Origin of the sequence: Rhizobium sp. AQ_MP (genome assembly GCF_014237835.1) — a bacterium.
In the GTDB taxonomy this organism is placed as follows: domain Bacteria; phylum Pseudomonadota; class Alphaproteobacteria; order Rhizobiales; family Rhizobiaceae; genus Allorhizobium.
The window spans coordinates 104136-127553 of record NZ_JACJVI010000001.1 but is presented as its reverse complement, the minus strand read 5'-3'; the positions used below and the strand labels follow the sequence as shown (position 1 = coordinate 127553).

25 protein-coding genes and 1 tRNA gene are annotated in these 23418 nt (G+C 63.9%); 12 read left to right on the top strand and 14 right to left on the bottom strand.

The window, feature by feature from the left end:
* Positions 1-19: 19 nt before the first annotated feature.
* The 3 genes from H6M51_RS00670 to H6M51_RS25040 all read left to right on the top strand — a co-directional run bounded on the left by H6M51_RS00670 (position 20) and on the right by H6M51_RS25040 (position 1002).
* Positions 20-250 (top strand): type II toxin-antitoxin system CcdA family antitoxin, encoded by a 231-nt coding sequence (locus tag H6M51_RS00670; protein WP_185807971.1) that lies wholly within the window; start codon positions 20-22, stop codon positions 248-250.
* 2 nt (positions 251-252) lie between these two features.
* The gene (locus H6M51_RS00665; RefSeq protein ID WP_185807970.1) at positions 253-552 is read left to right on the top strand and encodes a CcdB family protein; all 300 of its coding nucleotides are present in this window, start codon (positions 253-255) and stop codon (positions 550-552) included.
* A gap of 84 nt (positions 553-636) precedes the next feature.
* Positions 637-1002, top strand: a complete 366-nt coding sequence (locus tag H6M51_RS25040; protein ID WP_185807969.1) for a DUF1508 domain-containing protein — start codon at positions 637-639, stop codon at positions 1000-1002.
* Between the two features lie 1643 nt (positions 1003-2645).
* Here the strand turns inward: H6M51_RS25040 and H6M51_RS00655 are convergent.
* From H6M51_RS00655 to H6M51_RS00640, 4 genes are all read right to left on the bottom strand, one after another.
* Positions 2646-4280, bottom strand: a complete 1635-nt coding sequence (locus H6M51_RS00655) for a CRTAC1 family protein (protein ID WP_185807968.1) — start codon at positions 4278-4280, stop codon at positions 2646-2648.
* Positions 4277-5590, bottom strand: coding sequence for a vanadium-dependent haloperoxidase (locus H6M51_RS00650; protein ID WP_246780348.1), 1314 nt, complete (start codon positions 5588-5590; stop codon positions 4277-4279). Before H6M51_RS00650 ends, H6M51_RS00655 begins: the two co-directional genes overlap by 4 nt.
* A 98-nt stretch (positions 5591-5688) precedes the next feature.
* Positions 5689-6282 carry a LysE family translocator gene (locus H6M51_RS00645; RefSeq protein ID WP_185807967.1) on the bottom strand — a complete coding sequence of 198 codons (594 nt, stop codon included), beginning with the start codon at positions 6280-6282 and terminating at the stop codon, positions 5689-5691.
* 99 nt (positions 6283-6381) lie between these two features.
* The gene (locus H6M51_RS00640; RefSeq protein ID WP_185807966.1) at positions 6382-7086 is read right to left on the bottom strand and encodes a type 1 glutamine amidotransferase; all 705 of its coding nucleotides are present in this window, start codon (positions 7084-7086) and stop codon (positions 6382-6384) included.
* 231 nt (positions 7087-7317) lie between these two features.
* Here H6M51_RS00640 and H6M51_RS00635 point away from each other — a divergent pair, with 231 nt between their 5' ends.
* Positions 7318-7620, top strand: coding sequence for a SelT/SelW/SelH family protein (locus H6M51_RS00635; protein WP_185807965.1), 303 nt, complete (start codon positions 7318-7320; stop codon positions 7618-7620).
* A 43-nt stretch (positions 7621-7663) separates the two neighbouring features.
* Here H6M51_RS00635 and H6M51_RS00630 read toward each other — a convergent pair whose 3' ends face one another.
* On the bottom strand, positions 7664-8107 hold the full coding sequence (locus tag H6M51_RS00630) for a BA14K family protein (protein ID WP_185807964.1): 444 nt from the start codon (positions 8105-8107) through the stop codon (positions 7664-7666).
* Between the two features lie 253 nt (positions 8108-8360).
* Here H6M51_RS00630 and H6M51_RS00625 point away from each other — a divergent pair.
* Together H6M51_RS00625 and H6M51_RS00620 are read left to right on the top strand one after the other, a co-directional pair.
* Positions 8361-8445: transfer RNA gene (locus H6M51_RS00625), tRNA-Leu, on the top strand.
* Positions 8446-8604: 159 nt separating this feature from the next.
* Positions 8605-8823, top strand: a complete 219-nt coding sequence (locus H6M51_RS00620; protein ID WP_185807963.1) for a hypothetical protein — start codon at positions 8605-8607, stop codon at positions 8821-8823.
* Between the two features lie 23 nt (positions 8824-8846).
* Here the strand turns inward: H6M51_RS00620 and H6M51_RS00615 are convergent, their stop codons facing one another.
* The 4 genes from H6M51_RS00615 to H6M51_RS00600 form a co-directional block, all read right to left on the bottom strand.
* Complete coding sequence (locus H6M51_RS00615; RefSeq protein WP_210314657.1) at positions 8847-9164, bottom strand: hypothetical protein; 318 nt, start codon at positions 9162-9164, stop codon at positions 8847-8849.
* A gap of 125 nt (positions 9165-9289) precedes the next feature.
* Positions 9290-10144 carry a C40 family peptidase gene (locus H6M51_RS00610; RefSeq protein WP_185807961.1) on the bottom strand — a complete coding sequence of 285 codons (855 nt, stop codon included), beginning with the start codon at positions 10142-10144 and terminating at the stop codon, positions 9290-9292.
* Between the two features lie 13 nt (positions 10145-10157).
* Positions 10158-10505: a MarR family winged helix-turn-helix transcriptional regulator gene (locus H6M51_RS00605; RefSeq protein WP_185807960.1), complete on the bottom strand. Its 348-nt coding sequence runs from the start codon at positions 10503-10505 to the stop codon at positions 10158-10160.
* A 92-nt stretch (positions 10506-10597) separates the two neighbouring features.
* Complete coding sequence (locus tag H6M51_RS00600) at positions 10598-11989, bottom strand: M17 family metallopeptidase (RefSeq protein ID WP_185807959.1); 1392 nt, start codon at positions 11987-11989, stop codon at positions 10598-10600.
* A 255-nt stretch (positions 11990-12244) separates the two neighbouring features.
* On the opposite strand from H6M51_RS00600, the gene H6M51_RS00595 reads away from it, so the two are divergent.
* Positions 12245-12958: a tetratricopeptide repeat protein gene (locus H6M51_RS00595; protein WP_407073543.1), complete on the top strand. Its 714-nt coding sequence runs from the start codon at positions 12245-12247 to the stop codon at positions 12956-12958.
* A 4-nt stretch (positions 12959-12962) separates the two neighbouring features.
* Here H6M51_RS00595 and H6M51_RS00590 read toward each other — a convergent pair whose 3' ends face one another.
* Both H6M51_RS00590 and H6M51_RS00585 read right to left on the bottom strand, forming a co-directional pair.
* Positions 12963-13550 carry a YigZ family protein gene (locus H6M51_RS00590; RefSeq protein WP_185807957.1) on the bottom strand — a complete coding sequence of 196 codons (588 nt, stop codon included), beginning with the start codon at positions 13548-13550 and terminating at the stop codon, positions 12963-12965.
* Positions 13551-13557: 7 nt separating this feature from the next.
* Positions 13558-13947, bottom strand: a complete 390-nt coding sequence (locus tag H6M51_RS00585; RefSeq protein ID WP_185807956.1) for a hypothetical protein — start codon at positions 13945-13947, stop codon at positions 13558-13560.
* Between the two features lie 254 nt (positions 13948-14201).
* On the opposite strand from H6M51_RS00585, the gene H6M51_RS00580 reads away from it, so the two are divergent.
* On the top strand, positions 14202-17288 hold the full coding sequence (locus H6M51_RS00580; RefSeq protein ID WP_185807955.1) for a DNA translocase FtsK: 3087 nt from the start codon (positions 14202-14204) through the stop codon (positions 17286-17288).
* Between the two features lie 15 nt (positions 17289-17303).
* Here H6M51_RS00580 and H6M51_RS00575 read toward each other — a convergent pair whose 3' ends face one another.
* On the bottom strand, positions 17304-18113 hold the full coding sequence (locus H6M51_RS00575; protein WP_185807954.1) for an SDR family oxidoreductase: 810 nt from the start codon (positions 18111-18113) through the stop codon (positions 17304-17306).
* A 122-nt stretch (positions 18114-18235) separates the two neighbouring features.
* On the opposite strand from H6M51_RS00575, the gene H6M51_RS00570 reads away from it, so the two are divergent.
* From H6M51_RS00570 to H6M51_RS00560, 3 genes are all read left to right on the top strand, one after another.
* Positions 18236-18745: a ferritin-like domain-containing protein gene (locus H6M51_RS00570; RefSeq protein WP_185807953.1), complete on the top strand. Its 510-nt coding sequence runs from the start codon at positions 18236-18238 to the stop codon at positions 18743-18745.
* A 21-nt stretch (positions 18746-18766) separates the two neighbouring features.
* Complete coding sequence (locus H6M51_RS00565) at positions 18767-19117, top strand: hypothetical protein (RefSeq protein ID WP_185807952.1); 351 nt, start codon at positions 18767-18769, stop codon at positions 19115-19117.
* A gap of 112 nt (positions 19118-19229) precedes the next feature.
* The gene (locus H6M51_RS00560; protein WP_185807951.1) at positions 19230-20039 is read left to right on the top strand and encodes an SDR family oxidoreductase; all 810 of its coding nucleotides are present in this window, start codon (positions 19230-19232) and stop codon (positions 20037-20039) included.
* Here the strand turns inward: H6M51_RS00560 and H6M51_RS00555 are convergent, their stop codons facing one another.
* A complete protein-coding gene (locus H6M51_RS00555; protein ID WP_185807950.1) occupies positions 20040-20495 on the bottom strand; it encodes a hypothetical protein in 456 nt (151 codons plus the stop codon).
* A gap of 121 nt (positions 20496-20616) precedes the next feature.
* Here H6M51_RS00555 and H6M51_RS00550 point away from each other — a divergent pair, with 121 nt between their 5' ends.
* The gene (locus tag H6M51_RS00550) at positions 20617-21606 is read left to right on the top strand and encodes a YihY/virulence factor BrkB family protein (RefSeq protein WP_185807949.1); all 990 of its coding nucleotides are present in this window, start codon (positions 20617-20619) and stop codon (positions 21604-21606) included.
* 13 nt (positions 21607-21619) lie between these two features.
* Here H6M51_RS00550 and ngg read toward each other — a convergent pair whose 3' ends face one another.
* Positions 21620-23416, bottom strand: a complete 1797-nt coding sequence (gene ngg, locus H6M51_RS00545; RefSeq protein WP_185807948.1) for an N-acetylglutaminylglutamine synthetase — start codon at positions 23414-23416, stop codon at positions 21620-21622.
* Between the last annotated feature and the right edge of the window lie 2 nt (positions 23417-23418).

Below are 23418 nucleotides of genomic sequence, written 5' to 3'. Positions count from 1 at the left end.
GCATTCCCGGAGCGCCGCCATGTCGATCGAAGCCCGAAGGCCACGTGACCTTAGTATCAGCGAAACGCTTGCCGCCGAGGCGGAGGCGCTCGGGCTCGATGTGACAGGGGCCGCCGAGAAGGGCATTGCGCTTGCCATCAAGGCAGAGAAGGAGCGACGCTGGAAAATCGAGAATGCCGAAGCGATCAAGGCGTCAAACGACTATGTTGCCAAACATGGCCTGCCGCTCGCGAAGTATCGGCTGTTCTGACGATGACCCGTTTCCACGTTCACCGGATCGGGAACGATGGAAGTCTCGCACTCGACGTCCAGTCCAATCTGCTTGATGCCCTGACGACCCGCGTGGTCGTGCCGCTCGCACCGGTCGAAGACGTGGCGACGCTCGTTCCGCGCCTCAATCCGCGCCTCACTGTAGATGGTCAGCGCTTTGCGATGCTCACGCAGTTCGTCACGACGGTCCCGGTCTCCGCCATCGGCCCCTCGATCGAAGACCTTTCCGCCCGGGCCGACGAGATCACCGCCGCGACCGATTTCCTCTTTCAGGGCTTCTGAGCTCCTGCTTGCCCGTCTGCCCCAGTCGAGTTAGCATTCGAATGCAATCATAAGCCGAAAGGCCAAACGACAGGGGAGACGAGCATGCACAAGTTCAAGATCCTGAAGACGGAAAAGGGCGAGTTCCGGGCCCAGTTCGTCTACAATTCCGAGGTCATGGTCTGGTCGGAGAACTATGCCTCGAAAGCGAGCGCCAAGAACTGCATCGAGTCTCTGAAAAAGAACGCCCCCGGCGCCCCGGTCATCGATCTCACCAAGCAGGAAACCGGAAGCGGCTACCGCTTCGAGATTGACGAGGCCAAGAACGGCGAAACCTTCGTCCGCTTCCGCGCCGCCAATGGCGAAATCATGGTGCGCTCGGAAACCTACAAGTCGAAATCCAGCGCCAAGAACTGCATCGCCTCGATCCAGAAACGCGCCGCCGAGGCTGCGGTGGAGGGGGCTGAGTAACGCCTCGGCTCTATCCGTCAAACTGAGGCGCCGGCGGGTTTCCACCTCTCCCCTAGGTGGGAGAGGTTACAAAATCGAAGGCTTAGGCCAGCGCAAGCGGCCTAAACTTCAGATTTTGTTGGCGAGGGGATCGGTTCCGTTGCCACGACATAACCGACCCCCTCGCTTGCGATTTCAGATGTTTAGGCGGCTTACGCTCGCCAATTTCTCTTCCAGCCTTCGCGCGGCGTCGCGCTCAGGCCTCCGTTCGCTGAAATCGATTCACGGGATCGATTTCTGGCCTTCGGCCACCGCTCCGAAGTCTCCCCACCAACGGGGAGATGGGCGTCGCGCAAGACGCAACCGCCCCTCATTACCCGCCGCCTTAGCCCCTCATCCGCCCTTCGGGCACCTTCTCCCCGCAGGCGGGGAGAAGGCCGAGACCTCAACCGCGCGTGCCTCCCTCTCCCCGCCTGCGGGGAGAGGGTAGGGTGAGGGGCAAAGCAAAAAACACGACGTATCCGCATGAAAAAGGGGGATGAGTTTGAGAAAATCCCAAGCAAATTCAGACCCCGACATGTTTTTTCATCCCCGCCCATTTTTCCTCTCCTAGACTCAGAGCTGTCCCGCCCTCGGATACACCTGACGATGCGATGTCAGGCGAGGCGGGGCCGGCGCCGGGGTGGAGGGTTGTCGCAGACCTGAAGTCCCGGCCCGCTGCAACGGTCTCCCTCCGGACGAAGGGCTTGACGAGGGTGATGGGGTCGGATGTCCCCAGAACCTGGATACCCTGATCGGAAGGACGTGCCTCAGAGGCACACAGACAAGGCGCCCGCGCTGTCGCGAACACCCAGACAGCGGGGCGAAACAAACGGCGGGGATGAGGACCGAGGTCGGAAATGACCAGAGCCCCATCCCCCGGGCGAGGGTCCCGGTCGGAGTGGTGCACCATCCGGCGGGAACCTCCCGGGCCACCGGCCAGGCTGAAGCGTCATCCCACGGTGATGCCGCAGCCGGACCCGCGCCCGGTCAATCTTCGGTCATCCTCGGGCCTGACCCGAGGACCGAAGACCGTCGCCGCCTTGCCAGAGAGACGTATGCAGCGGGAATAGACGCCGAACGAGGCGCCGGAAGGAGCCACATAAAACTACATAGACAGGTTGCTTCTGGCGCCTCGTCCGAGACAAGTTTTGACCCACCCGGAGGGAGTGATCCTGACCGGCGGCGAAGCTTGGGGTTTTTGACAACACAAGATCACCCCTCACCCTGAGGTGCCCGACCGCGTCGGGCCTCGAAGGGCGAGGCCACCACCCCTGCCCCAACCTCATGCTGAGGTGCCAGGCAATGCCCGGCCTCGAAGCACGAGGCCACAGATAAGGATGCTTCGAGGCCCGCGCTTCTCGCGGGCACCTGAGCATGAGGGCGCCGAAACGCCTGCGGCGGGGCCATCTCCCCCCTTGCGGGGGAGAAAGCGAAATCGAGGAATTGGCCCGATCAGGGCCAAACCTCAGATTTCGCAAGAGGGGGGCTCGGTCAGGTGAGCACCAGCGGAACGCTGCCCCTCTCTTGGAAAATCTGAAGTTTAGGCGGCTTGCGCTGACCTCAAGCCTTCGATTTTCCGTTCTCCCCCGCAAGGGGGGAGATAGGCGCCCCACAGACTTCCCTCAAATCCCCTCGCCCGGCTTCCAGGCTTTCGGCACTGCCCCTCGCTCGACCACATAGAAACCATCGGTCGACACCTTCTCCCACGCACCCGCCTCGCCGTCCGGCCAGAGCACGCGGATCTCGGTTTCGGCCTGATCGCCCAGACCGAAATGGTGCCAGCCGGTCTTGCCGCTGACATGGCTGCCGCCGATGGTGATTTCGCGGCGCTGGATATAGTCTCCGGTCTTCACCTCGATCCAGGCGCCGATGGCGTCCCGGTTCGGGCCATCCTGGCGCAGTGCCACCTGCAGGAAGCGGCCGGGCGTTTCCGTCGTGTTGCGCCAGATCTCGACCGGTGAGCCCTGATTGACGACGAGCAGATCGATGCGACCGTCGAGGTTGAAGTCGGCTAGCGCGCCGCCGCGGCCGGTGGCCATGGAGGCGACGCCGGCCTTGTCGCCCATTTCGATGAATTTGCCGTCCTCGCCCTGGACCAGCAGGTTGTTGGGATCCTTGGCCGCAAAGTCGGGCATCTTGGCAACATTGCCCTTGGCGATGAAGAGATCGGTGCGGCCGTCATTGTTGACGTCCTCGAAATCCGTATGCCAGGCCGTCGAGGGTCGGATTTCGCCGCCGATATAGGGCCGGTGGGCGGTCGCGCCCTTGGCGAAGGCGACGTCGGCATAGGACGGTTTCGGCTTGCCGTCGGCGGGGATTTCGGCGAGCTTCTGCAGCTTGTTGTCCGTCATACTGGTGAGGAAATACTCGGGATAGCCATCAAAATCGAGGTCGTGGGATGCGATGCCCATGCCCCAGATGCGCAAATATTTCCAGCCTTCCTCCTGGGTGAAGAGCCGCGGCGGCTGGCCGGGCTCGACATGCCACATCTGCTCCTGACCGCCCTTGTAATACTCACGGTCGTTGGAAACGCGCAGCGACGGCGTACCCGAGCGATCCCAGTCGGTGAAGAGAATGGAGAGCGGGCAGTAGGACGGGTTGAGCGACAGCGGCGGCTTAAAGCGGCGTTCGCTGCCCGATGCCGGGCGATGCAGCCAGTTGTCGGTGCAGGAGCCCCAGGGTTCGAGATCCTCGAAGCGGTCGATGTAATTGCCGACGGCGAGCGTCGGCCAGGCATTGCCCTTTTCCCAGGTGGCGGAAAAGGCCGTCGACCAGGCGTCGCCGCCATCGAAGCCCCAGGCCTCATTGGCGCGTTCGAAGCGGCACTCGCCGAGGCCCCGCATCAAGACATTCTCGCCGGAGCGCAGGAGCACGACGTCCTGGTTGCCGTCACCATCGACATCGAGCGGATAGGCGCCGATCACCTTGTCGAGCTCGAGGCCCGAGGCCTGTTCCTCGAATTTCAGTGCGCCGCCGGGCTGGCTGCGGTTGAGATAGAACCTGGCCTTGTCCTCGCCGCCAGCCAGGACGAGGTCCGGAAATCCGTCGGCATTGCAGTCGAAGCTGCCAGCGCCGCCGCCGACCATGAACTCCCAGTCGCCGCGATAGGTGCTGGCAATGCCACTGGTCGATGTTTCATCGGCAAAGCGGGGAGCGAGCGGGCCGCCATTGGCCAGTGCGGTGCCGGCATGCAAGGCAAAGGCCAGCGTTCCCAGGATGGTAAGGCGCGTTGCGCCAGAGGTGATCGATCCGGTCATCCGCGTGTCCTCAATGCAACCGCCTTTTCGCCGATGCACCTTCCCTGATCCAGGCCGCGTTCGATGGCGGCACGGAAATGGATGCCGCCATAGAGGCGGGAGATGCCGGCCTCGTTGGCCGCATCCCAGAAGCTCTTGAAGCTGCGGTTGGGCAGCTTGTCCTTTTCATGGGTGCTGTCGGTGAAGGCAAAATTCTCGCCGAAGAAGGCGGTCAGAACGGTCGCCGCCGCTCCCGACTGGGTGGAATGGCCGGAGGGATATTCCGGGAAGGGCGGGGTGATCAGCACCGGCTCCCATTTCGGGTCGATGACGCGCTTGATATAAGTGACCGGGCGCAGCAGATCGTATTCGAACTTCGAATGCCAGCAGCCGATGAAGGCATCGGCAAGCGTGATGCCGAGACGGGCCAGGAGGTCGGCGTGTTCGGCCGCACTTGCCTTGCGCTCATCGAGCACCTTCAGCGCGATGACGATCCAGTGGCCGGGCGGGGTGGGCGAGAGCATGGGATCATCCGACCAGAAGCGGGCAATGGCGCGCTGCTCGGGGGTGAGGTTCTTGACGGTCTCGTAGACTTCGAGAGCTTCCTTGTAGAAGTCCGAGCCCTTTTCCTCGCTATAGGCGGGCGGCGGCGGCAGCGGGCAGGCATTGCCAGTCGGCATGGCGAAGGGCCGGTTCTCGCCCCATTTGGGCAGGAGCGGCAGCTGCTGCTGGTTGATCAGGCTGGTCGGCACCCAGCTCTCCGGCCGACTGCCAAGCGCAAACTCGAGCGGAAAGCCCATGTTCTCGACCTTGGCCCCGCCATCCTGCAGTGACCAGGCGAGAATATGCGCGGAGATGCTCTCGCCATAGGCGTGGCTGCGGGCGACGAGATCTGGGGCCAGACCGGCCGAGACTTCGGCGGAGAGCTTCTCGGTCATGCGATTCAGCGCGCGCTGTCCGGTCGGGCCGGTATTGCCGAAGAACTCGCGGGCAGCGGATGACAGTGCGGCCTGCATGACAACGGCCTCGTCATAGGCCATGCCTCCCTGGCGCTGCCGCACCGGCGTGAGGCCATTCAACTGCCCGGCGAGCGAGGTCATGCTGCGATCACCGGAAGCGAGCGCCTCGTAAGCCGTGACCCCGAGATAACCAAAGGCGCGGCTTGCAACCGGAGGCGAATAGGTCGGCGTGTGGCGGACGAGTTCCAGGATCAGGCGATACCAGTCGCGCATGACCTTGTCGGCCCCGACCGTCGATGCGTAAGCCGGCTGGAGCGCCAGCGCCAGCATGATGAAGCAGAGCGCCATCAGGCGCTTCCCCACTGCTTTCATGTCCCCCTCCCACAGGTTTCTGAAGCCATCTCAATCGATTGAATGCCGATTAAGCACGGTGACGGAACAGTCGCAAGGGGGCAGGCGATGACGGAAGATCAAATCCAGCCGATGGCGCGGCCCGCAAGGCTGATGGCAAAGACCACGAGGAAGCTTGCGGCGACCCGTCCGAAAAGCAGCGGACTTGTGGTTGCGACACGACGCAGGATGGCGGCGCCGGCAATCAACCAGCAGGTGGCGACACAGACCACCGTCAGGCAAAACACGCCGATGTAAGGCAGAGGCTGAAGCAGCGTTTCCAGTGAGGCCAGCGAGGCCGCAGGCATCAGGGCGAGGCCAATGATGAGAGCCTTGGGATTGAGCACGGTGGTGCAGTAGACACTGGCAACCGTGACGGCGCCCGGCCTGCTCGCCGAGGGTGGGCGGGTCCAGAGACGGGCCGCCAGCAGCAGAACCCAGAGCGTCGAGGCCAGCTTGACCAACAGCGCTGCCAGCGGCTGATCGGCCAGCAGCGGCGCGGCGAGAAATACAAGCGGCAGAATGGTGGTGAGATAGCCGCCGAGTTCAGCGCCGATCAGCGGCAGGGAAGCCTTCAGGCCCCGCGTCGCGCCGGAGACGGCGAGCAGCGTGTTTGTCGGGCCGGGCGTCAAGAGCAGGAGAAGAACGGCGAGGGCAAAGGCGGACCAGGACAAGCGGGATACTCCGATATCATGACGCCCGAGATAACATCCGGATCGGACTGGCAGCTTGATTTCGGTCAAGCCAGTTCTGCATCGAGCGCGCGTCGGCAGTCAGGCTGGATTGATCTGGCGAACCCAGGCGCGGGCAATCGCCAGTCCCGCCTCGTCCGAGAGGGCGCCATCGGTCGGCTCGAGCTCCGCATGGCGGGAAAGCCAGCCCGGCTCCTTGCTCTCGATGACTTCGGGGAAATGCGTCATCCAGTTGCGCACGACGTCGCGATTGGCCTCGAAATGGAACTGGAATCCATAGGCCGCGCGGCCCATGCGGAAGGCCTGGTGGCGGGCGGCGGCGTTTTCGGCAAGGTGGGTCGCCCCTCGCGGCAGGGTGAAGGTGTCGTCATGCCACTGGAAGGACAGGAAACGATCAGGCATGGCCGCAAGGACCGGGTCTACCCCGCCAGCTTCGGTGCGGCCAATGGTATGCCAGCCGAATTCGGGAGCAGCACCAATGAGGTTTTCTCCGCCATAGGCACGGGCGAGCAACTGGCTGCCGAGGCAGATGCCTAGCACCGCCTTGCCGCTGTCACCGAAACGGCGCATCAGCTTTGCCAACTCCGGCAAGTATGGATGTCTGTCGTCATCGCGGGCGCTCTGCTCCCCGCCGAAGACGACGAGAGCGTCATGGGCCTCGAAATTGGGCAGGGCTTCGCCGGCATAGGGGCTGAAGGTGATAGTCTTCGCGCCGGCCTCTGCAAGCGCAATGCCGACCTGACCGGCTTCGGTGACTCTGGTGTTCTCAACAATGGCGACGCGCATGGGGGAATCGGATCTCTGAGGCGGGGTGCCCTAGAGAAAGCATGAGTGCGCCCTTGTCGCAAGACGGGAGGGCGCTGCAACGGCACCTTCTCGGCAAGCCGGGACGCTCGGTTGCAAGTGCAAGGGGAATGACGACGGACAGTCGCCGCCCGGGTCTCGACGGGCTCGATGCGGAGGCGATAGACAGGGGGAAATTGCGGGAATCGAATCTGCAAAACGAGGATGACAAGCATGAGCAAGCCCAGGCTATCGATCACCTATTGCACCCAGTGCAACTGGCTTCTCCGGTCCGGATGGATGGCGCAGGAACTGCTGCACACCTTCGCCGACGACCTCGGCGAGGTGGCGCTCATACCGGGGACAGGCGGGATCTTCGAGATCCGGCTGAACGACGAACTGATCTGGGAACGCAAGCGCGATGGCGGCTTTCCGGGGCCGAAGGAGCTCAAGCAAAAGGTCAGGGACGCAATCGACCCCGAGCGCGATCTCGGCCATGTCGACCGCGCAAGCGCAAACGAAGGTCTCGACAGTTGATGGGAAACAGGCGGCCCGGAGGCCGCCTCAAAGCTTGGGTCGCTCAATAAAACGGCGACCGGCAGACCTTGTAGTAACCACTCGAGGAGAGGAACTGGTTGGTACGCGGGCTATAGGACCGGTAGCGATCAAGGCACCAGTCGACGTGCCGCTCCCAGGACCGGCGTGGCGGGCGATAGCCCGGGTCGGCATAGACTGGCGGGCGGGGCCGTGGACGGTAGACCGGTTCGTCATAGACGGGTGGGCGCGGGCGCGGGCGGTAAACCGGCGGCTCGTCATAGACCGATGGCGGATCATAGTCCGGCGGCGGCGGACGATCCCAGGTTTCGTAGCAGCCGGAGAAGTCGCAGACGAGATCAACCCGTTCGACATCGGAGTGTCGTGCGAGGGATTGCTGCGCCGGCATGGGCATGGCGGCCTCCGCCGCCTGGGTCATGAACTGGGCACCGGCCAATGCCAAGGCCAGGCAAGCAGATCGAATCGTCATCGCGTCATCCTGTTTTTCGTCCCGACACGCCCGAGATCAAGGCGCACCGACCGAGAAGTAGAGCGTTTCGATCACGGCTTTTTCACGACGGCGTCATCGGTCGGTCGCCTGCATATTCCTGGATGGCGCCTGGCGGATATGGCTCGGAGACTGAGGGCGCCTGCTTTCCGCGGAACGGTTTTTCGGCGTCGACATGAAAACTTCAAAATGCCGGTTGACAGGCCGGAGCAGTGCCTTTACACGGCTCCTCGTCGCCCAGATGGCGGAATTGGTAGACGCGCAGGTTTCAGGTACCTGTGCCGCGAGGCGTGGAGGTTCGAGTCCTCTTCTGGGCACCAAATTCCGATTTGAGATCAGCAGTTTATGCGGTCCTCAAACAGCAGAAAAAGCCCGGTTCGCCGGGCTTTTTTCTTGCCCTGACACAGGGCGTCGTGCCGCGATGCGGTCGGCCGCGCTTCCCACTCTCCAGCACCTCGAACAGACGAGAAGGACAGATCATGGACGAGACCGTCGCAATCGAAAGCCGCAGCGATTTCGCGCTCTGGGCCATCGAACGGGCCAAGGAAATCGTGTCGCAGGAGGGTACGGCGCTGGCACTGGCTGCCCGAGACATGGACGAAGAGGCCCTGCGCGAAGCCGGCCACAAACTCGGTGGGGCGATCAGCGAAGCGCTTCTCGAAGTCTTCGACGGCCTGCTGGGCCAGGATGACGGCTGACGCCGCAGTCCCGGACTATCCCGTCAGTCGATGACGCGCGGATTGACGCCCGGATACCACATGCGGCCGGTGCGGGGCGGCTGGGTTCCCTCGTAGACGATGCCGTTCTTTTCGCAGCGGTAGACCGTGTAGGGAAGAGAATCACGCAGCTCATAGCGTCCGAAGCGGCGGTCGGGAAAGACGGTGCGCGTTTCGCAGCTGAGGTTGTCGCCGAACTGGTTTGCCGGGTCCTGCGGCTTGACGCCCGGCAGGTCCTTGAAGCTTTCCTGGCCTGCCCGGCCCCAGGCGATACCCTCGGCTGCCTGGACAGGCGACACGAGCGCTGCGAGCAGCAAGGCCACGGGAAACAAAAGGCGCTTGCGGGATACATGAGGATTTCGGCACAAAGGCAGCATGGGCAATCATCTCGTCAGCAGTATCGACGTCGATATAAGCATTCCGTCCGCTGCCACCAAGCCCGGTATCATCACGTTTCGGCGACAGGGCGACGGTAGCCGGTCGGGGTGCCGTAGAGCCAGCCGATGCGTTCTATGGCGGCTTCCAGCGTTTCCCGCGCCACGGACATGGTGTTGCCGTTGGCGTGGATCATGGTCGTCTCGTCTTCCATGATCGCCACATGGCCCTTCCAGAAGACGAGATCGCCGCGCTTCAGCTCCGGCCGTTCGATCGGTGTGCCAAGGTCCTTTGCCTGCATGTCGCTGTCGCGCGGGGCTTTCTGGCCGGCAAGGCGCATGGCGAGCTGGACGAGGCCCGAGCAATCGATGCCGAAGCCGGATTTGCCGCCCCAAAGATAGGGCGTTTCGAGGAAAAGGGCGGCAACGCCGACATAATCCGGCGCCGGCGGATCCGCGATCGGGCGAAGATGGCGGGCGACGAGGGCGCCGCCATCCGACAGCAGGAGATAGCGGGTGCCGCGGGTCTCCGCCTCTCCGACGACCGTTAGCCGGCTTCCGATCGACAGGGCCATGCGGGTGGGAAAGCGGAGATCGGGCCCGGAATAGACGAAGGTGCGGGGTGCCGTGACGATATGGGTCGGGGCGACAACGGGTCCGAGCGCCTCTTCCGGCAGATAGCCGACATAGGCATCGTCGACGGCCTGGACCCAGGCCCAGCCTTGTCTGCGTTCGAAAACGCGGACCTCTTCCCCGATCAGCAGCTCGGTGTCGATGCCGACCATGGGATCCGGTTTCGGGCGGAGCGCGACGACCGGCACGGTGATCATTGCCGGTTCGGGGGAGACGAACCGATCGGCCTCGACCTGACCCTCAAGGGCGATGTCGGCAAGATCCGGACGGAAGGCGTGGAGGCGCCGGTCGAGCATGAAGAATTCTCCGTCAGCCGAGCGATCGGCCCCTGGCGATGATGTTATCGCCGAATTTTTCGAGATAGAGCGCACCGCTGACGGTGCGCTTGACGATGACGCTGCGGCGATCGAGGTCGTCGCGAACACGGTCCACCAGGCCCATTTCGCCGAGCGTATCGAGCGCGCGGGTGATGACGGGCTTGGTGACGTTGAGGGTTGCAGCCAGGCCGCGCACGGTATGCGGCGGGGGCACGAGATAGATCTCGAGCAGGACGGCGAGCTGGCGCATGGTGAGATCATGTCCATCCTTGAGGACCTGATCAAGCGTTACCCTGTGCCACAGGCCGAGCGCCTGGGTTGCCGTCATTTCGAGGCCCATGGCCCCTCCCCTCGTCATCCTGCGGGGCGGAAAAACCCCTCGCCCGCATCATTCCGGCAATGGAACGATCTGGCAAGGGCCTCTCAATCATCTCAGTCGGCACCGGACTCCAGATAACGGTAGAGAGCGCGAATGGCCTGGGCTTCGCCGCCGACGGGCGAGTGGGCGCGCTCGGTCTGGGACCAGCCGAAGATATCGAAATGCGCCCAGCGGCGTTTCGGCGAGACGAAGCGCTTGAGGAAGAGGGCTGCGGTGATCGCACCGGCCATGCCGCCGGATGGGGCGTTTGTGAGGTCGGCGATCTGGGCCTTCAGCATGCGCTCATAGCCCTTGTGCAGGGGCAGGCGCCAGAGCGGGTCATCGACTTCCAGGCTCGCCTCGGCAATTGAATGGGCGAGGTCTTCGTCATCGGTGAAGAAGGGCGGCACATCCGGGCCGAGGGCGACACGAGCGGCACCGGTCAGCGTTGCCATGTCGATCAGGAGTTCCGGCTCCTCGGCATCTGCGTAAGTCAGTGCATCTGCGAGGATCAGCCGTCCCTCGGCATCGGTGTTGTCGATCTGGACGGTCAGGCCCTTGCGGCTCCTGTAAACGTCGCCGGGGCGGAAGGCATTGCCGGCGATGGCGTTTTCGACGGCGGGGATGACGACGTGCAGGTCGACCTTGAGCTTGGCATCCATGATCATCAGCGCAAGGCCGAGAACATTCGCCGCGCCGCCCATATCCTTCTTCATCAGCAGCATGGAGGAAGCCGGCTTGATGTCGAGGCCGCCGGTGTCGAAGCTCACGCCCTTGCCGACAAGGGTGACCTTGCGGTGGCCCTTCTTGCCCCAGCGCATCTCAATGAGGCGCGGAGCGATCGTGGAGGCGCGGCCGACGGCATGAACGAGGGGGAAATTCTTCTCGATCAGTTCATCGCCGGTGATGACGGAGACTTCCGCCTTGTAGTGCTCGGCGAGACGACGGACGGCGGCTTCGATATCGGCCGGGCTCATGTCGTTGGCGGGCGTGTTGATCAGGTCACGGGCGAGATAGACGCCAGCGATCTGGCGCTTGATATCAGCGGCATCGGCATCCTGCGGGATCAGCAGGCGCGGTTCGGTGACGCGTTCGGATCGGTAGCGGTCGAAGCTGTAGGCGCCTAGACCATAACCGAGCAGCAGGCGGTTGGCGGTCAGGGGTGCGGTCTCGATGTGCCATTCGCCGGCCGGCAGAGCGCGCGCGAGCTTGCCGGTCAGATAGGGGTTTTCGGAGGGGTTGGAGCCAAGGCCGAAGAGGGCGCCGCCGACATGGCCATCGGCCGTCGGGATCAGCAGGACCGAGCCGGCCTCTGCCTTGAAGCCGGCTTTCTTTGCCCAGTCCAGTGCCAGCGGTTCCAGCGTCCCTGTCTCGACATGGGCCGGGGTGACCGCAAAGACCGGCAGCGATTTGCCGCCCTTGGTGCTGAAGGGCGATGGTCTTTCGATATACTGGAACGGGGCCATGGTGGACGCTTTCTGGAGAGACGGCTGAGGAATCGCGGACGAGCCGGATTAACACTCCGTTAGGGTTAACAGATTATTGCTTGAGTGGAGGTTGCGCCGCCCTGCACTGACGAGGCGGTGGAGACGACTTAACGCGGGACGATCACCATGCGCATGCGAAATCCAGGCTCGGCAAACCGTTTGCGGATCATGGCCACGACCGGCCTCGTGCTGGCGGCGCTGACGCTGACGGGTTGTGCCTCGTCGAAGAAGGAGCTGACGACCGGTTCGATCCCGAAGATGAACCGGCAGCTCGACCAGCTGAGCGGACCGCAGCTCAATGCCGCGGTCGAAGGGATCGGCCAGGCCTATGAGCGCGACCCCAAGGACCGCAATACGGGTCTTTCCTATGCCAACGGCCTGATGATGACCGGGCGCAATACCCAGGCGCTCGCCGTGATGCAGCAGGTGGCGATCGCTCATCCGAGCGACCGCGAAGTGCTGGCGGCGCTCGGAAAGGCGCAGGCCGCGGCCGGCCAGCTGGAAAAGGCGCTTGGCACCATTCAGCGGGCGCAGACGCCCGACCGGCCCGACTGGCGGCTCTATTCGGCGGAAGGTGCCGTGCTCGACCAGCTCGGCCGCTCCAGCGAAGCGCGCTCGCGCTATCGCATGGCGCTGCAGATGCAGCCGAACGATCCGAGCGTGCTCTCCAACATGGGCATGTCCTTCGTGCTCTCCGGCGATCTGAAGACGGCGGAAGACTATCTGCGACAGGCCTCGCAGCAGCCGGGCGCCGACAGCCGCGTGCGCCAGAACCTGGCGCTGGTCGTCGGTCTGCAGGGGCGCTTCCAGGAAGCCGAGCAGCTTGCGGCGCAGGAACTCGACCCGCAGCAGGCAGCGGCAAACCTGCAATATCTGCGCGGCATGCTCGCCCAGCAGAATTCGTGGAAGCAGCTGTCCAGCCAGGACAAGGCCAAGCAGAACGGCTAAACCCTCAATCGGGAAAGAAGAGGTTCGAGCGACCGCTGGTGAGATCACGCACCAGGCGGATTGCCTGTGGCTCGTCGCCTTGCCGCAGGGTGACGGTGAGATCGACGCCTTCTGCGGTGAAGCTCTCGGCAAGGACGAGATGCGGGATCGCAGTCAGCCGCGATTTGACCAGCGCGAGATCGGAAAAACTCACGGCACAGGTGCCCGAGACCATCGGGATGATCTCGCGCTTGTCGGCTTGGCGCAACATCTGGGCCGCCGTGCCGCCATAGGCCCGCACCAGGCCGCCACTGCCCAGCAGGATGCCGCCGAAGAAGCGCGTGACGACCACGACCACGCCATCGAGATCCTGGCCGTCGATCGCCTGGAGGATCGGTTTGCCGGCCGTGCCTGAGGGTTCGCCGTCATCGGAGAAGCGGTAGGACTGACCGAGGCGCCAGGCCCAGCAATTGTGGTTGGCGGCGAGATCTGAGACCTTTGCGAGGAAAGCCCTGGCGTCTTCTTCGCTGGAGATCGGTGCCGCCTGGCCGATGAATCGGCTCTTCTTGATGTCCTGGACGAATTCGACGGGGGCGACGAGGGTATGGGGCATGGGCGACTCAGCCTTGCCTCTCGTGCTCGGCGAGCCAATCGGCGAGGGCTGCGATGACGGAGAGCCTCAGGGCGGCCTTCATAGCGAGCGCGCGGGTGAGCGAGGCATCCCGGCTGGAGAAGCCGAGTTCGGCCATGACACCCGAAGGCGAGAGCTTTCGGGCGCGCATGACGGCTTCCACACGCTCGATGGTCGAGGGCAGGAGATAGCGGCCATTGGCAATCAGAGCGGCAGCATCCCCGGGCACCGGGTCCTGGCCCTGGCACGAGGTGTCGGTGCCCCTCGCCCGCGCCTCGGCCTGGACCAGATCCAGAAAGGCCTGACGCTCTTCCGGACCTGCTGATGTCCAGGCCTTCAGGAGCTTCTTCAAGGGGCTGGGCTTCTCTTTCTTCGACATGACCGGCTTTCTGTTCGTTACCGTCCATAGCCCGAGCCGAGACAGGGCGCGAGAAAAAAACTTGGGGTCCCGCTTCTTGTCGCAGGGGAGGAAATTCGGCTTTGGCAACAGCGGCATCGGGGTCGAAACAGCCGTTTTTCGAGCGTCCGTGCATTAGCGATTTCTGTTGGACGGAAAGCGGTCGTTAACCTTTATTTTCTACTCAGATAGCTCCGTTTTCGCGTTCTTGTATCCCGCCAGCGTTCAGGTTTTCGATGCACCCTCCCCGTTCCAATTCCGCGTATCAGGTCAATCAGTTAGGGGACAACACGGGTGAAGGCGCCGATCAGTCGGCGGCCAACCAGATCGAGGGGCGTGAGGAAACACCGGTCTGGCAGAAGGCTTTCGTGCTGGGCCCGAACGTCCGCTTCACGCGCACGCCCGACCGGGTGCCGGCCAAGCCCGACGCGACTCCGGTCCCGACGTCTCCTCCAAGCGTACCAACAGTCCGCACAGCCGCGCCGGAGCCACTGTCTCAGCAGACGCCGCCGCGCCAGGCGTATGTGCCGGCGAGCCAGCGCACCCCCTCCACCCAGGCAAAGCCTGCGACGTCGACCTCGACGGGCGTTCCGTTTGCCGGATTGCCGCGAACCGGCGCGCCTTCGCCGGCACCGAAGCTGGAAGCACCGCGCATGCCGGCCTCGGTCACACTGCCGCAGCCACCGGACGCCGTCGGTGCGCGGGCGCTCACCTACAAGCTTCGTCGCGAACTGGCGCGCCAGCAGGCCGAGCAGGCCGCCTGGGAAGCAGCGATGGCCGAGGGCGCCTCCCCGAGCGAGATCGGCCCGGCGCCGCAGCAGGCGCAGCCTGCACCGCTTGTCCAGGGTATGCGTAGCGTGCTGGCAAGCACGCAGGCCGCCAGTGTCGGCTCTGCCACACGTCCCGGAACCGAGGCGCAGGTGCCGCCGCATCTGCAGCGGTCGCTGGCCCAGCAGGCCGAAGCCGCGCGGCTTGCCGCCCACCAGGCGGCGCCGACGCCGCGTCCCCCTATGGTGCGCAATGCGTTTTTGCGCACGCCACCCCAGCCGATCGCTCCGGAGCCAGCTGTGGCGCCCGTGACAGCGTTTACACCTGCGCAACCAGTTGCAACGGTTCCGGTCGCAAACCCGGCAGCCACAGCGGGCTTTGCCGCCTGGGCGCAGATGACCAATCCGGCGCCGGCCACGCCCGAGCCACTCGCCGCCGTGGCACCTGTCGTTGCCGAAGAGCAGGCTGAAGCCGCACGACTTCCGATCGCTTCGCTCCTGTCTGACCACATCTTCTTCGAGGCCATGGTGGCGCCGGTGGAGGCGCCCGCCGAGATCGAGATGGCGCGACCTGCTACCGCAAGGCCGGTGGCGCAGTCGCGCATGCCGGTCGCTCGTCCGCCGGTTCAGCCAAGCGCGCCCCAGCCCGTGCGGAGCATTCCCGCGCCGGCACCGCAGGCCGTTTCCGCCGTTCGCGCCGAAGTCGTGCGTTATCGTCCCGAGGGTGTCTCGCTCGCCGCGCAGCCGGTCACGGCGCTGCCGCGCAAGCCTGTCTTCGAGGCGACGCCGGGCTCGGTGGTGGCGCTTTACCGCGAGGTGGCAAACCGCGCCGTGTCGGCGGCGCCCTTGGTGCCGGCACAGGCCCAGCCGGCGATGACCGAGCCTGTCGCGCCGCTGGAGATGGCCGCTCCGGCACCGCTTCAGGTGACCTCTTCGTCCATTGCTCCGATGTCAGCCGCCTTGCCGCGCCAGCCGCTGTTCAAGGCGCAGGAAGCGCTGGGTGAAGGCGAATACGAACTGCCCTATCTCGACTACCTGCAAATGCCGCCGGTGCAGACGGGCGTGACGATGACGGCAGAAGCGCTCGAACAGAGTGCCGGTCTTCTGGAAAGCGTGCTCGAAGACTTCGGCGTCAAGGGCGAAGTTATCGACGTGCGCCCCGGCCCGGTCGTGACACTCTACGAATTCGAGCCGGCGCCGGGGGTCAAATCCTCGCGCGTCATCGGTCTCTCCGACGACATCGCCCGGTCGATGTCGGCGCTGTCGGCCCGTGTTGCCGTCGTCCCCGGCCGCAATGTGATCGGCATCGAGCTGCCGAACCCGGTGCGCGAGACGGTCTATCTGCGCGAGCTGATCGAGACGCCCGATTATGCCGAGACGCGCTACAAGCTGCCGGTGTGCCTCGGCAAGACCATCGGTGGCGAGCCCGTCATCGCGGAGCTTGCTAAGATGCCGCATCTGCTGGTCGCCGGCACCACCGGTTCGGGCAAGTCGGTGGCGATCAACACGATGATCCTCTCCCTGCTCTACCGGTTCCGACCGGACGAGTGCCGCTTGATCATGGTCGATCCGAAGATGCTGGAGCTTTCCGTCTATGACGGCATTCCGCATCTGCTCACCCCCGTTGTTACCGACCCGAAGAAGGCCGTGATGGCTCTGAAATGGGCGGTGCGCGAGATGGAGGATCGCTATCGCAAGATGAGCCGCCTCGGCGTGCGCAATATCGACGGCTACAATGCCCGGGCCGCCCAGGCGCGCGAGAAGGGCGAGACGATCACCGTTTCCGTGCAGACCGGATTCGACCGGCAGAGCGGCGAAATCGTCTATGAGGAGCAGGAACTCGACCTTTCGCCGATGCCTTACATCGTCGTCGTGGTCGACGAGATGGCCGACCTGATGATGGTGGCCGGCAAGGAGATCGAAGGCGCGATCCAGCGGCTGGCGCAGATGGCGCGTGCGGCCGGTATCCACCTGATCATGGCGACCCAACGTCCCTCGGTCGATGTCATCACCGGCACGATCAAGGCCAATTTCCCGACGCGCGTCTCCTTCCAGGTGACCTCGAAGATCGACAGCCGCACCATCCTGGGTGAACCGGGTGCCGAACACCTGCTCGGCCAGGGCGACATGCTGCACATGGTCGGCGGCGGGCGTATTGCGCGCGTACATGGTCCCTTCGTTTCCGACGAGGAAGTCGAGAAGGTCGTCGCGCATCTGAAGCTGCAAGGACGCCCCGAGTATCTGGGCACCGTGACCGAGGATGCCGACGAGGCGGAAGACGAGCCCGAAGAGGATGTGGCCGTCTTCGACAAGAGCGCCATGGGCGAAGAGGACACCAACGACCTCTACGACAAGGCGGTGAAGGTGGTGCTGCGCGACAAGAAGTGCTCGACCTCCTATATCCAGCGCCGCCTGTCGATCGGCTACAACAAGGCCGCCTCGCTGGTCGAGCGCATGGAGCAGGAGGGTATTGTCGGGGCTGCCAACCATGTCGGCAAGCGGGCGATCATCGTCGGCGGGCGCGAGGTGAGCGGCGATAGCGACTTCGAAGGTTGAGGCATGAGCTGATTGTCATGGCCGGAACTCGGCCTTGACCTCCTTCATCGCCAGGCGGTCGACGATCTGAGGCGCAAGCAGCCTGAGCCAGCGACCGAGCTTCATACGGGGCGTCATGAGAACCTCACGGCGCCCCTTTTCCATGCCCTCGCGGATGAGCCTTGCGCAGGTTTCGACCGGCATGGCGCGGTCGTCCCGGATCATCGAGACGCCGGCCGGTGAACCGCCGGGGCCGAAGCCCCGCTTGCGCAGATCCGTATCGATCGTGCCGGGATAGGCAATCATGACCCTCAGCCCCTTGTGGGCGAGTTCAGCACGCAGCGCCTCAAGAAAACCGTTCATGGCGAACTTGGTGGCACAATAGGCGGTGCGACCCGGGACGCCGACGAGGCCGGCCACGGAACTGACGCCGACGACGAGGCCTTTCGAGGCAATGAGATGCGGTAGCGCCGCCTTTGTCAGCCAGACGACGGACCAATAGTTCATCACCATCAGTCTTTCGGACCAGTCGAAATCGGCATCGGTGAAGCCTTCGAAATTGGCATGGGCCGACATGCCGGCATTGTTGACGAGGATATCAATGTGGCCGAGGCGAGAGATGGTTTCGGCGATCAGGCGCCGGCAGGCTTCGCGGTCCGTTACATCGGTCGGGATCACCTCGATGCGGGCGCCGTAAGGGCGTAGTTCTGCGGCGAGTTCCTGGAGACGGGTCACATTTCGGGCCGCGAGCACGATGGCGACGGCGCTCTTCTCGCGCGCCGCGATCTGCCGCGCCAGTTCGCGGCCGATCCCCTCGGATGCGCCTGTCATGATGATGGATTTCATATCGCGTCTCCTCCCGCCGATCGGGTCTGCAGGGTGCAGTCCTCACCAAGCACGGTCAAGCCAGGGAACCGTCACCCGGGGCGACAGTTGGACCAGGGCAAACCGACACGGGAGACATTCACATGGTAGAAGACCGACGCTCGCTATTCGTCACCGGCCTCAAGAACGCACATGCGATGGAAAACCAGGCAACATCCATCATCAAGCCGCAGCTGAAACGCATCGAGAATTATCCGCAGGTGGCGCGACGCCTGGAGGAGCACTTGCGGGAAACGGAAACCCAAATGAAGCGGATCGAGGACATTCTTGCCAGCCTCGACGAAGATCATTCATCGATCAAGGACTGGATGCTATCTGCCGGTGGAAGCATGGCGGCGATCGGCCACTCCATGGCTGACGACGAGATCCTGAAAAACTCCCTGGCGAACTACGCCTTCGAAAACTACGAGATCGCTGCCTATAATTCTCTGCTTGTGATGGCCGAGATGGGTGGATTCCAAGGCGCGATGGCGTCCTTGCGCCAGAACCTGTCCGAAGAGGAAAACATGGCGCGCTGGCTGAGCGAAAACCTGCGCGAGGTTACAGCGGAATTCGTGACCCGCCGCGAAGCCGGCGAAAGCGCCAAGGTCTGACATAGCACGCGAGGGCAAGCCATGGCCGAAGAACCGCGACACCGAAGCGCCAATCCGGCGCAGGTGAGAGGCGACATCCAGGCGGGGCTGACGGGCGACAAGCGCCCGGGCTTCGATCCGGCCATGGCTCCGCTCGAAACAGATGCGGAAGCGGGCGGCGTCTCGCTTTCGCAAGCCGAAATCCAGACCGCGCGGCAAGAGCAACGCGAGGGCCGTCCCAGAGATGTCTCCGGAGATAGCGGCACAGCCATGCGCTCCAGTTTTTCCGGAAACCGCGCAAGACAAGGGCCGTTCTGGCTGTATTTCTTCGGGCTTCTCCTCATCGCCATCATCGGCATTGGGGTACTGGTCTCCGTCTACGCACTGCCCTGATCGATCGCAAAAACTCATGCATCAAGAAGCCCGCGGGGCTTGTGACCTGCCCTGGCTCTGGTCCAGATTGCGCCGCACGTCACGTTCAGTGGCGCATGGCAGGAGGAAGAGCATGAGTCGTCTGGATGGCAAGATCGCGGTCGTGACAGGGGGAACGCAGGGGCTGGGAGCCGAGGTTGCCCGGCTCTTTGCTGAACGCGGGGCAGAAGGTCTCGTAGTCTGCGGACGCAGCACTGAAAAAGGCGAAGCGCGTGCCAGGTCCATTCACGAGGCCTATGGGACGAAGGTTCATTTCGTTTCGGCGGATCTGGCGGAGGTCGAAGACTGCCGCAAGGTCATTGCAGAAGCACGCTCGACATTCGGGCGGATGGACGCATTGGTGAATGTCGCAGCCATCACCGACCGAGGCACGATTCTCGATACCGATCCGGAACTCTTCGACCGAATGTTTGCCATCAACACGCGCGCACCGTTCTTCCTCATGCAGGAGGCCATCAAGCTGATGCTGGAGACGAAGACGGAAGGCACGATCGTCAACATCTCCTCGATGTCGGCGATGGCCGGCCAGCCGTTCATCGCGGCCTATTGTGCCTCCAAGGGGGCTCTCGACACGCTGACGCGCAACACGGCTTTCGCGCTGCTGAAGAACCGGATCCGCGTGAACGGGCTCAATATCGGATGGATGGCGAGCGACGGGGAAGACCGGATCCAGCGCGAGTTTCACGGCGCGCCGGAGAACTGGCTTGAGCAAGCTGCGGCTAGGCAGCCCTTCGGACGCCTGGTTGACCCGGCCGAGGTGGCGCGGGCCTGCGCCTATCTGTCCTCGGAGGAATCAGGGCTGATGACCGGGGCGACGATCAACTTCGACCAGTCGATCTGGGGCGCCTACGAGGACAGCCCCCATCCGTCGAAACCGTTCTGATCAGTCCTGTACCGGTCGGATGGTGTCGATGGCGATATTGCCTTCGATCACGCCGCGGCTGAGATCGGTGCGGTCCCGATCGATCTCGACGACCGTGTAGAGCTTTTCCGAGCGGAAGGCGCTGGCCATGCTGGTGGTCACGTCTTCTGCCGGTTTGGCATCGATTTCCATGTAATCGAGCTCGCCGGCTGCGGCGACGAGGCGCGCATCGCCATTGGAGCGGGCCGCAACGACAACCTCGCCCTGAAAAGGCGAATTTTTCCAACGGGGATCGTCGGGCTCTGCGGTCGGGACAAGACGGTAAAGGTTCAGAACCTCGGAGCGACGCATTCCGCTATCGGTACCCGCAGCGGCAGCCGCATCACCCTGGCGGGCTTCGATTTCCAGTGGCCTTCCTGTCAGCGTTTCATCCGGCTTTTGCTCCCAGGCAGGAGCGTCCTGTCTGTCGCGATCCATCTTGCTTCTCCCGTTGGTCGTGCCTTTCAACGTCTCGCCGGCGGCTACAGTTCCGGCCGGACGCTGGCGATCGTGCGGAACCAATGGCGGGCAAAGGTGTTCCCGCCTCAGGGGGGATGCCATGTCAGACAGGCCGGATCAGCATGACGCGCAAGCCCATTGCGATGTCGAACGTGGCCGGGATGCCAAGTCACCAGGCGAGATACCCCGGCGCGGGCTCAAGGACGTGGCCATCCGGATCTATAGACGGCTGATGCGCGAGCGCGTGACGCTAACCGCGGCGGGTGTCGCCTTTTATCTGCTGCTGGCGCTCTTTCCCGGTCTGGCCGCGATGGTCTCACTCTATGGCCTCGTATTCGACACATCCTCAATCGCCGGGCAGATGCAGTTCTTCTCCGGCCTGGTGCCGGGCGATGCCATGGACCTGGTGCTTGGGCAGCTCGAAGAACTGACGCGGCAGAACAACAGCACGCTCAGCATCGGCTTCCTGGTCGGTCTCGGGATTGCTCTCTGGAGCGCGCATAACGGCATAGTGGCCCTGTTCGAGGCGATGAACCTCGCCTATGCGGAAGATGAGAGACGCAGCTTCCTGCACATCACACTGCTCAGTACCGCCTTCACATTGGCCGGGATGGTCGTTGCAGCGATCCTTGCCGCGGCATTTGCGGTCCTGCCTGCAGTCATGGCTGTCGTGTTCATCCCGGATCGGGTGGAGCTTCTGATGAAACTCTTGCGGTGGCCGATCCTGCTGGCATTGATCTGGGGCGGGACGGTGCTCGTCTATCGCTATGGTCCCAGCCGGGAGGACGCCAAGCTGCGCTGGCTTGGCCCCGGCACGATTTTCAGCACCGTGGCCTGGCTGATCGCCTCGTTCGGCTACTCCTACTATCTGGAAAATTTCGCCGATCTCAACGCCACCTACGGGACGCTCGGGACCTTTATCGGCTTCATGCTCTGGACCTGGATCTCGACGGTGATCCTGATCGTCGGTGCGATCATCAATGCCGAGCTCGAACATCAGACGGCGCGGGATTCGACCACTGGACCCGGCAAGCCGATGGGCGAGCGGGGGGCCCGGATGGCCGATACGCTCGGCGAAGCGCATCCTTAAGCCGCGCTGATCCTCAAGAGGCGGTCACCTCCCGGCTGCCGGGGAAGAGCAGTTCGATGAACCGGGCGGCCGTCGGCTGGGGCTCGTGGTTGGCAAGGCCCGGGCGCTCATTAGCTTCGATGAAGACATAGTCGGGCCTGGCCGGATCGCGGATCATGAAATCTATGCCGACGACCGGAATGCGGATGGCGCGGGCCGCACGGCAGGCCGCGTCGACGAGATCGGGATGGACCTGGGCCGTGACATCATGAATCGTGCCGCCGGTGTGGAGATTGGCTGCCTTGCGGACGGTGATTTCACGCCCCTCCTGCAGCACGCTATCGAGATCGAGATCCTGTTCGGCGAGGCATCGCCTGGTCTCGGCGTCGACAGGGATGCGGCTTTCACCACCGGTTGCGGCGGCACGGCGACGGGATTGCTGCTCGATGAGCTTGCGGATGGGCGTCTGGCCATCACCGACAACGCGCGGCGGGCGGCGCATGGCCGCCGCCACAAGCTTGTAATCGATGACGACGAGTCGCAGATCTTCGCCCTCGAAGCAGGCTTCCAAGAGGACGCGGTCGCAGACCTGGCGGGCCTGGCGGATGGCCGCCTGCAGCGCTTCCATCGAGGAGATGCCGACGGAGATGCCGCGACCCTGCTCGCCACGGGCGGGCTTGACCACCAGCTTGCCATGCTTTTCCAGAAACGCCCGCTTGTCACTGTCAGGCGCATCCGCCGAGAGCTGTTCGGGAACGTTCAGGCCAGCGGTTTCGGCGAAGCGGCGCGTCACCGCCTTGTCGTCACAGATCGACATGGCGACGGAGGACGTCAGGTCGGACAGGCTCTCGCGGCAGTGGATCGTGCGTCCGCCATGGATCAGGCGGAAGAAGCCGCCCGCAGCGTCGGTCACCTCGACATGGATCCCGCGGCGCAGGGCCTCGTCTACGATCAGGCGCGCATAGGGATTGAGCTCTTCATATCCTTCGACCGGCTGGGCGAAGAACTTCTCGTTGATGGCATTCTTGCGTTTGACCGCAAACAGCGGGACGCGGCGGAAGCCGAGCTTTTCGTACAGACGGATCGCCTTGTCGTTGTCGTGGAGTACGGAGAGGTCGAGATAGGCGAGGCCGCGAGCGTGGAAATGTTCGGCGAGAATGCGAACGAGCCCCTCGCCGATACCCGGCTGGCGGGCCTGCGGATGGACGGCGAGGCACCAGAGCGAAGCACCACGCTCGGGATCATCGAAGAGACGCTGGTGGTCGATGCCGGTGACCGTGCCGACAATCTCACCGGTCGCATCATCCTGGGCGACAAAATAGGTGACGGGCCGGTTGTCGCGTTCGCCAGTGAAGAAGTCCTCGCGCACCTGCACCATGCCGCAGGCGGCATAGACGGCATTGATGCCGGCGGCGTCCGTTTCCGAAGCGAGGCGGCGAAGGGTAATGCCGCGCGGGCGGCGACCGCCGGCACGATAGGTGGACAAATCGAGCCGGAAGGTATGGGAGGGGTCGAGGAAGATTTCCTGCGGCGCGCGGGAGAGCAGGACATGCGGCTCTGCGACATAAAAGGCGATGTCGCGGCTATCGGGGGCTTCTTCCTTCAGCGCTTCGAGCAGCACCTCGTCATCGGCGAAGGTGCTGGCAAAGAGAAGGCGGCCCCAGCCGCAATCGAGAACGATGTTGCTCCCGATCTCTCCGGCCTGCCCCTTGCCCGGGCGCGAGGCACGGGTCGTGGCACCGGGCGCGCGCAAACGGCTGAGACGGTGAGAGACAGCCTTGGTGCTGCGCGGCGCGCGCAGGACGGTGGCAGGTTTTTCGAGCTTCTTCATGG